Below are 9060 nucleotides of genomic sequence, written 5' to 3'. Positions count from 1 at the left end.
GGGGGCGGGCTTGCCCCGCGATGGCTTGTTCAGTTGCGCTCGCGCACCCAGAACAACGTAGCCCCGGCCACCGCCGCCGGCATCATCACCACGTTGACCCCAGGGATCATCAGCGCCAGGTAGGTGATGCCGCCAAAGCCCAGCGACTGCCAGCGCTTCTGGCGCAGCCAGGCCAGCATGTCCTGCCAGCTCATCTTGTTGTTGTCCGCCGGGTAGTCGATGTACTGGATGGCCATCATCCACACGCCGAATACCAGCCACAGCGGCGCGGCGATCACGTTGACCACCGGGATGAACGACAGGATGAACAGGCCGATGGCGCGCGGCAGGAAGTAACCGAGCTTGCGCATTTCACGGCCGAAGGTGCGTGGCACCATCGCGATCAGCTCGCCCCAACTGAACGCCGGGAAGTTGTCCTGGCCGCGCACCACCACTTCGACTTTCTCGGCGAGGAAGCCATTGAACGGCGCGGCGATGACGTTGGCCAGCATGGTGAAGGTGAAGAACACCATCAACAGCACCAGGGCCACGAACAGCGGCCAGAGAATGTAGGAAAGAAAGCTCAGCCAGTCGGGCAGGCTGGGCATCAGCGCATCGACCCACAGGCTGAACTCGTGGCCGGCGAACCAGATCAGCCCGCCGAACAGCAGCAGGTTGACCGCCAGGGGCAGCAGCACGAACAGCCGCAGGCTCGGGCTGAGGATCAGTTTCAGGCCTTCGCGCAAGTATTGCGGGCCAGAAAGGACGGGGGCTTGCATCGGAACGCTCCGCAGAAGGAAAACGCGCTGACCTTACCGAGTTTGCCGTTTCGACGAAAGGCGCCAGCTGCCTGCGAAACGGTCTGTAACAAAGCGTATGGACAATCCCTATCGGTTTTCCCGTTGGATAGAGACTCTCTATAAGGTGGATTGTCGAAGGATATTTCCTTAATCTCTGCGGCCTCGCTACAGTGCGCTCAACTTTTCGTTTTAGGACCGACGCGTTGTAGCACTTCCCCAAGTGCTGCGTGGGTCCCTTTTAATTCCAGCTGGCACAGCCGGCATCCCGATGCCGGCCCGCTGCGGCCCGCTCGACAGGAGTTCGACATGTCTGAAGTACGTCATTCGCGCGTCATCATTCTGGGTTCCGGCCCTGCCGGTTACAGCGCCGCGGTGTATGCCGCCCGCGCCAACCTCAAGCCGCTGCTGATCACCGGCATGCAGGCCGGCGGCCAGCTGACCACCACCACCGAAGTCGACAACTGGCCGGGCGACCCCCACGGCCTGACCGGCCCGGCCCTGATGCAGCGCATGCAGGAACACGCCGAGCGCTTCGAGACCGAGATCGTCTTCGACCACATCAATGCCGTCGACCTGGCCAACAAGCCGTTCACCCTGCGTGGCGACAGCGGCACCTACACCTGCGACGCACTGATCGTCGCCACCGGTGCCAGCGCCCGCTACCTGGGCCTGCCGTCGGAAGAAACCTTCATGGGCAAAGGTGTTTCGGCCTGCGCTACCTGCGACGGTTTCTTCTACCGCAACAAGCCGGTTGCCGTGGTCGGTGGTGGCAACACTGCCGTGGAAGAGGCGCTGTACCTGGCCAACATCGCCAGCAAGGTCACCCTGGTGCACCGCCGCGATACTTTCCGCGCCGAGAAGATCCTGATCGACAAGCTGCACGCCCGCGTGGCCGAAGGCAAGATCGAGCTCAAGCTCAACGCCACCCTGGACGAAGTGCTGGGCGACAACATGGGCGTGACCGGTGCGCGCCTGAAGAACAACGACGGCAGCTTTGACGAGATCAAGGTCGACGGCGTGTTCATCGCCATTGGTCACACCCCGAACACCTCGCTGTTCGAAGGCCAGCTGACCCTGAAGGACGGCTACCTGGTGGTACACGGCGGCCGTGAAGGCAACGCCACCGCCACCAACGTCGAAGGCGTGTTCGCCGCTGGCGACGTGGCCGACCACGTCTACCGCCAGGCCATCACCTCGGCCGGCGCCGGTTGCATGGCCGCACTGGACGTAGAGCGTTACCTGGACGGCCTGGCCAACGCCTAGTCCTGATCAAACCATCGCGGGGCAAGTCGCATCGGCGCACCGCCGCTCCCACGCTACGTGGGAGCGGGCTTGCCCCGCGATGAAAAAAAACCGGCCTCCAAGGGCCGGTTTTTTTGTGCCTGTGGAAAACCTTACAGGCTCAGGCGCATCGACAGATCCACCGCCTTCACATCCTTGGTCATGGCACCAATGGAGATGTAGTCCACACCGGTCTCGGCGATCACCCGCAGGGTGGCCTCGTTGACCCCACCGCTGGCCTCGAGCTTGGCCTTGCCGGCGTTGATGCGCACCGCCTCGCGCATTTCATCCAGGGTCAGTTCGTCGAGCATGACGATATCGGCCCCGGCCGCCAGTGCCTGGCGCAGCTCGTCCAGGCTTTCCACTTCGATTTCCACCGGCTTGCCCGGGGCGATGCGGTGCGCCGCCGCCACGGCCTGGGCCACGCCACCACTGGCAGCGATATGGTTTTCCTTGATCAGGAAGGCGTCGTACAGGCCGATGCGGTGGTTGTCGCAGCCACCGCAGGTGACCGCGTACTTCTGCGCCAGGCGCAGGCCCGGCAGGGTCTTGCGGGTGTCGAGCAGGCGCACCTGGGTGCCCTCGACCAGGTCGGCGAGCAAGCGTGCGCGGGTGGCCACGCCCGAGAGCATCTGCAAGAAGTTCAGCGCCGAGCGCTCACCGCTGAGCAGCGAGCGTGCCGGGCCTTCGAGGTGGAACAGCACCTGGTTGGCGCTGGCCCGCTCGCCGTCCGCCACCTGCCAGTGCACTGCCACCCGCGGGTCGAGCTGGCGGAACACCGCATCCACCCAGGCCGTGCCGGCAACCACGCAATCTTCGCGGGTGATGATGGTCGCCTTGGCCAGGCGCTCGGCCGGGATCAGCTGGGCGGTGATGTCGCCGCTGCCGATGTCTTCGAGCAGCGCGCGGCGCACGTTGGCTTCGATTTCGGCGGTCAGGTCGGCGAGGCGTAGGTTCGGCATGGTCGGCTCCACAAGCTAGATGGCGGCGATTATAGGGCAGGGGGGCGGTGTGTACAGCAGCGCGGACGATGACCGTTGGTCGGGCTCTGTGAGTGATTGCTGTAAAGCACGGTCTGTTGAGTCGTGCGAAAGCGACGCTGGCAGCTGTAATGATTTTCACAGATAATGGCGCCTTGTATTTGGCGTCATAGCTTTGACGATTTTTGCGCAGTCGATTACGCAACATCCATCAAGGAGTCCGGGATGCATGAAGAAGGCAAGGTGGTGCCCTTGGCGGCAGCCACCGACCGAGGTGCGCAAACGCCCTCACCCTGCCTTCCGTTGTTGCTCCTGCAAGTGCGCGACAAGGCTGCCCTTCAGCTACGCCAAGGCCTTCAGGCATTGTTCGACAACGCCGACGACACCCTGTTCGAGATGGCCGACAAAGCCCGCGACCGTCTTGATCAGAATCTGCACTTCGAGGCCATGCGTGACTTGCGCCTCAAGCGCAAGAGCATTGAGCGCGGCTTCCTCGACACCTTCTACCAAGCCTTCGCCCTGATCGGTCAGGCCGATGCCATGCCAGCGCCGGCGCATTCCGCCGGGGTGCAGGCGATGGTCGACCGTGTGCTGTCGCGCGACGGTTTCGACTTGCGGCAACTGAACCTGCGCTGCGCCGCCCTGCTCGAGCAGGGCCTGGACCCGGCCTGCAACCCGCTGGGGCCTGGCAGCCTGTGTGGCTACTTCCTCACGGCCGGGCGCAACCTGGGTGTGGGGCCTGAGGTCAAGCAGGTCCTGCTCAAACTGTTCGAGCGCTATGTATTACGCGACCTCGACCTGCTCTATGGCGAGGCCAACCAATTGCTCGTCGCCGCAGGCGTGCTGCCTGACCTGGCGCCCGCGCCACGCCGTCGCGCCGACGATCGGCGCAATATTCCCCGCAGGGTGGCGGCCAGCCCCACGCAGGAGAGGGACGCCGGGGTCGACCTTGCCGGCCAGGCGTTCTTCGCCTCCCTGCAAGCCCTGCTGGCCCCTGTTCGCGGGCGTATCGCGCCGCGCCTGCAGGCGGCCACCGACGCACAGCCGATCAGCACCGGCGATCTGCTGCGCCTTCTGACCCACCTGCAGCATTATGTTCCGGGCCCCGACGAGGCAGACGACTTCGACCTGGGCCTGCAGCTCGAACAGCTGGTGTTGCGGGTCAGCGTGCGCAGCGGCACACGCCGCTATATCGCCACCAGCGACGAAGACCTGATCAACCTGTTCGGCCTGCTGTTCACCTTCATCGACACTGACCACAACCTGCCAGCGAGTGTGCGCGCGCTGGTCGGTCGGCTGCATATCCCGCTGCTCAAGGTTGCCCTGATCGACAAAGGCCTGTTCAGCCGCGCCAGCCACCCGGCACGCCGCCTGCTCAACGAGATCGCCGCCGTGGCCATCGGCTGGGAGGCCGACGGCGAGGGCCTGCACCGGCGCGTTGAGCGCATCGTCCAGCGGCTGCTCAAGGACTTCGCCGAAGACTGCCAGCTGTTCGACGAACTGCTCGACGAGTTTCTCGCCTTCAGCCAGGACGAACGGCGGCGCAACGAACTGCTCGAGCAACGCACCCGCGACGCCGAGGAAGGGCGCGCACGGGCGTTGCAGGCCACCCTGCGGGTACAGCAGGCACTCAACCTGCGCCTGCGCGGCCGGGTGTTGCCGCAGGCGGTGGTGCAGATGCTGGAGCAGGCCTGGAGCCAGGTGCTGCTGCTGGCCTGGCTGAAGCAGGGCGAGGCGTCTGCGGCCTGGCGCGCTGGCCTGGCGACGGTCGACCAGTTGCTGGCCAGCATTGCTCCGCAGCGCGAACCTGCGCAGTTGCTGGAGCAGCTGCCCGGCCTGCTCAAAGCGTTGCGCGAGGGGCTGGCTGGCGTGGCGCTGGACGCAGCGGCCACCCGTGATTTCTTCCAGCACCTGGAGCAGCTGCACCAGCGCGCCTGCGGCGGCCCGTGGGTGCCCGATGATGCGTTGCAGGAGGTGTGCGTACAGGCCGATATCGTCCTGGCCACTGCCGAGCAAACGCCCCATGGCCCTTGCCTGGACATTGATGAACAGGCGCCCGCGCAGCGCCTGGTGGAGCACTTGCGCATCGGCGCCTGGGTCGAGGTGCTGGACGACGAAGAGCCACTGCGCTGCAAGCTGGTGGCCCGCATCGACGGCAGCGACCGGCTGGTGTTCGCCAACCGTACCGGCATGAAGGTGCGCGAATGGAGCCACGCGGGCCTGGCCCAGGCGCTGTGCCTGGGCCAGGTGCGCACGCTCGAGGACGGGCAGTTGTTCGAGCGCGCACTGGAGGCCGTGCTGGCGCGGCTGCGTGCCGAGCAGGGCATTGGCTGAACAATCATTTACATGCAAGCGCTGCACGTGCGCGGCATACTAAACACCTGCCCCCGGCGTCATTCAGGATCTGCCCCATGCAATTGGACCATGCGACCGGCTGGTTCACCGGCGTAAGCCACTGCCCTTCACCGAACTGCAATGCCCGCCCAGACGGCGAGGCCATCTCGCTGCTGGTGATCCACAACATCAGCCTGCCACCGGCCTGCTTCGGCACGGGCAAGGTCCAGCAGTTCTTCCAGAACCGCCTCGACCCGAACGAGCACCCCTATTTCGCCAGCATCAGCCACCTGACCGTGTCGGCGCACCTGTTCGTCGAGCGCGACGGCGCGGTGACCCAGTTCGTCTCGCTGCTCGACCGCGCCTGGCACGCCGGTGTGTCGCGCTTCGAGGACCGTGAAGGCTGCAACGACTTTTCCATCGGTATCGAGCTGGAAGGCACCGACGACCTGCCCTACACCGATGCCCAGTACAGCGCCCTGCGCCAACTCACCCAAGCGATTCGCGCAGCCTGGCCGGTGATCGACCTGCAGCGCATTTGCGGCCATAGCGATATCGCCCCGCAACGCAAGACCGACCCTGGCCCGGCCTTCGACTGGCCGCGCTACCGCGACGCTGTGCAACGCAATGAGGACAAGGCATGAGCTTTCTGGTGTTGGTGCTGGCGCTGTGGTTCGAGAAGTTTTCGTCGCTGCGCCAACGGTTGCAGCGCGACGGTTTCTACCTTGGCGAACTGGTGCGCCTGGAGCGCAGCGGCAAGGTTCACCCCTGGTGGACCTTGGCCATCCTGATCCTCGCCCCGGTGGCGCTGCTGGTCCTGCTGCTGCATGTGCTGGAGCCGGTAGCCTATGGCCTGCTGGCGCTGCCGGTGCATCTGCTGGTGCTGATCTACAGCCTCGGCCGTGGTGACGTCAAAGCCGCCCTTGGGCCGTTCCGCGACGCCTGGCGCCGTGGCGACGACCAGGCCGCATTGCACGTGGCCGAGCGCGACCTGGGGCTGGCCGCCGACGATGCCATGAGCCTGATCAAGCGGGCCCAGGGGCACCTGCTGTGGCAGGCCTACCAGAGTTTCTTCGCGGTGATCTTCTGGTACTTCCTGCTCGGCCCGGCGGCGGCGCTGGCCTACCGGTTGCTGGCGCTGACAGGTGAACACAGCCGCCAGCCGGCGCTCAAGACCCTCGCCGAGCAACTGCGCCATGCGCTGGACTGGCTGCCGGTTCGGGTGCTGGCGGTGAGCTTTGCCCTGGTCGGCAACTTCGTCGCAGTCACCCGGGTGATGCTGCACGAACTGCTCGACTGGCATATCAGCGCCGCCCATCTGGTGGCCAAGGTCGGCCGGGTGGCCGACGACATCCCCGAGGAAGAAGACCGCCAGCGCGGGCTGGAGCGGCTGGACAGCCTGTGGGAGCTGCTGCTGCGCAGCGCGGTGCTGTGGTATGCCTGTTTCGCCCTGTGGACGGTGCTGGTCTGACGCAAGGGTTGAGCGCGGGTCGCTTAACCTTAAGTTACAAACCTTGAATTCATTCTGCGTTATACAAAGTGTTTGGCCCTCGATGGCCAAGTGCTACCCCGCAGAACAACAAGAATTCAAGGAGGTGACCTGTGAAGCGTCTGCTCTATCCGGCCATCGCGCTGATGAATCGGCTGAGCTTCGGCATGAAGTTCAGCCTGATCAGCGTCCTGTTCTTCCTGCCCATGCTGGTCACCAGCTTCTATCTGGTACGTGACGCCTATAACCAGTTCCACGCCACCCGCGTCGAACTGCAGGGCCTGGCCCCGCTGGGCGAGAGCCTGGCGTTGCGTGGCGACCTGGAAACCCTCGGCAACCTGCTGCAGATCAACGCCGTGCTCGGCCAGTCGGGCCAGGCCGGTGATGTGGAAGGCCGTATCGCCAGCTTGCAGGACAAGGTCCAGGCCCGGCTCGAGGCGCTCAAGGGCAGCGACCCGGCCCTCGAAGCCAAGCGCGCCGAGCTGGCCGACGCCTTCACCCGCGCCCGTGGCGAAACCTCGTTGCAGAACAAGGCCGCGCTGTTCGAAAAACTGCTCGCCCAGGCCCAGGTGCTGGGCAAGCTGGTTGCCAGCCAGTCGGGCCTCAACCAGGACAGCCAGGCCTCGGTGCGCCAGCTCGGCGAGCTGATCGGCAGTGCCACGGCGCAGGTCACCCAGGCCCTTGGCGAAGGGCGGGCGATGGGCTCGGTGGCCTTGGGCCGCGGCTTCATGGACTCCGCCGGCAGCGCCCGTTTCGAAGACCTGCTGCAACGCCTGGAGCGCCTCTCTGCCGACTACGCCATTCGCCTTGACGACGCCCTGGCTGCCGACAATCGCGCCAGGGCAGCGTTGGCGGCCAGTGCCCAGGCCAGCCAGGCCACGGTCAAGCAGGCCGCCAGCCTGTTCGAGGACCAGGTGGTTGTGGCCGAGACCCTGGACGCGCCCTGGGCCGGTTTCTACCAGCAGACCAGCGAGCTGATGGCCCAGACCTACCGCCTCAACGACGCAGTGCTGGCTCATTTGCACGGGCAACTGGAAGACCGCCTCGCCCAGCACCGCGTGCGCATGGTCGCCCTGGTCGCCGCGCTGGCCACGGTGTTCGTGCTGATCATCTACCTCTACAGCGGCTTTTACGTGTCCACCCGCGAAACCCTGGGCAAGCTCGGCAGCGCCATGGACAAAGTGGCCGCCGGCGACATGACGGTGAGTTTCCAGGCCAGCAGCCAGGACGAACTGGGCGAGCTGGGCCGTGGCTTCAGCGAGACCGTGCGGCGCATTCGCGGGTTGATCGAACAGGTCGGCCATACGGTGGCCACGGTCGAGGAGCAGGCCGGCCAGGTGTTGTCGGTGTCGGCGCGCAGCAACCAGGCGGTTGGCGGCCAGCGCGAGCAGATCGAGCAGGTGGCCACGGCCATGAACCAGATGACCGCCACCGCGCTGGAAGTGGCGCGCAGCGCGGCGCTGGCGGCCGAGGGCGCACAACGGGTCAACCACGAAAGCGCCTCGGGCCGCGACCTGGTCGAAAGCCAGCAGGGCAGCATCGCCCGCCTGGCGGGGGAGATCGACCAGAGCGTGGTGGCGGTCAACCAGCTGGCCGCCGACAGCCAGGCCATCGGCCGGGTACTGGAGGTGATCCGCAGCATTGCCGAGCAGACCAACCTGCTGGCCCTCAACGCCGCCATCGAAGCCGCCCGGGCCGGCGAGCAGGGCCGTGGCTTTGCGGTGGTGGCCGATGAAGTGCGCACACTGGCCAGGCGCACCCAGGACTCCACCGAGGAGATCGCCCAGATGATCGAGCGCCTGCGCGAGGGGGTCGGTGCGGCGGTGCGGGTGATGGGCAGCAGCCACCAGATGGCCGCCGGCACGGTGGACGAGGCGCGCCAGGTGCAGCAGGCGCTGGGCAACATCCTTGGCGCGGTCAGCGGCATCGTCGAGCAGAACCAGCAGATCGCTGCAGCGGTGGAGCAGCAGACCGCCGTGGCTCACGACATCGACCAGAACATCGTGGCGATCAACCGGGCCGCCCAGGACACTACCGAAGGCGCCTGCCAGACCGAGGATGCCAGCCGGGCGTTGTCGGTGCAGGTGGTGGAGTTGAAGCGACTTATCGGGGCGTTCAGGGTTTAGTGACTGCCTGTACCGGCCTCATCGCCCGCAAGAAAGCGTCCCCAAATCTCTCCCCTGGGGGACGGCTTTTC

The 9060-nt window shown here is 65.8% G+C and carries 7 protein-coding genes and 1 pseudogene; 6 read left to right on the top strand and 2 right to left on the bottom strand.

What is annotated here, in order from left to right; genetic code table 11:
* Positions 1-29 precede the first annotated feature (29 nt).
* Positions 30-758, bottom strand: a complete 729-nt coding sequence (cysZ, locus tag ACO6VM_RS26405) for a sulfate transporter CysZ (RefSeq protein ID WP_401060262.1) — start codon at positions 756-758, stop codon at positions 30-32.
* A 327-nt stretch (positions 759-1085) separates the two neighbouring features.
* On the opposite strand from cysZ, the gene trxB reads away from it, so the two are divergent.
* A complete protein-coding gene (trxB, locus tag ACO6VM_RS26400; RefSeq protein WP_125465494.1) occupies positions 1086-2042 on the top strand; it encodes a thioredoxin-disulfide reductase in 957 nt (318 codons plus the stop codon).
* A 131-nt stretch (positions 2043-2173) separates the two neighbouring features.
* On the opposite strand, the gene nadC is transcribed toward trxB, so the two are convergent.
* Positions 2174-3022, bottom strand: coding sequence for a carboxylating nicotinate-nucleotide diphosphorylase (nadC, locus tag ACO6VM_RS26395; protein ID WP_401060260.1), 849 nt, complete (start codon positions 3020-3022; stop codon positions 2174-2176).
* A 243-nt stretch (positions 3023-3265) separates the two neighbouring features.
* Here nadC and ACO6VM_RS26390 point away from each other — a divergent pair, with 243 nt between their 5' ends.
* From ACO6VM_RS26390 to ACO6VM_RS26370, 5 genes and pseudogenes are all read left to right on the top strand, one after another.
* Complete coding sequence (locus ACO6VM_RS26390) at positions 3266-5374, top strand: DUF1631 domain-containing protein (protein WP_422404034.1); 2109 nt, start codon at positions 3266-3268, stop codon at positions 5372-5374.
* Positions 5375-5451: 77 nt separating this feature from the next.
* Positions 5452-6018, top strand: a complete 567-nt coding sequence (gene ampD / locus ACO6VM_RS26385; protein WP_125465491.1) for a 1,6-anhydro-N-acetylmuramyl-L-alanine amidase AmpD — start codon at positions 5452-5454, stop codon at positions 6016-6018.
* A complete protein-coding gene (ampE, locus tag ACO6VM_RS26380) occupies positions 6015-6845 on the top strand; it encodes a regulatory signaling modulator protein AmpE (RefSeq protein ID WP_422404033.1) in 831 nt (276 codons plus the stop codon). The genes ampD and ampE overlap by 4 nt, the downstream gene beginning before the upstream one ends.
* A 164-nt stretch (positions 6846-7009) precedes the next feature.
* Positions 7010-8131: pseudogene (locus ACO6VM_RS26375) on the top strand (HAMP domain-containing protein); the annotation flags it as partial.
* Between the two features lie 144 nt (positions 8132-8275).
* A complete protein-coding gene (locus ACO6VM_RS26370; protein ID WP_371923702.1) occupies positions 8276-8989 on the top strand; it encodes a methyl-accepting chemotaxis protein in 714 nt (237 codons plus the stop codon).
* The last annotated feature ends 71 nt before the right edge of the window (positions 8990-9060 follow it).

This window comes from Pseudomonas sp. GZD-209 (genome assembly GCF_049310485.1).
Taxonomy (GTDB): domain Bacteria; phylum Pseudomonadota; class Gammaproteobacteria; order Pseudomonadales; family Pseudomonadaceae; genus Aquipseudomonas; species Aquipseudomonas sichuanensis.
This window is presented reverse-complemented; position numbering and strand designations above follow the sequence as displayed.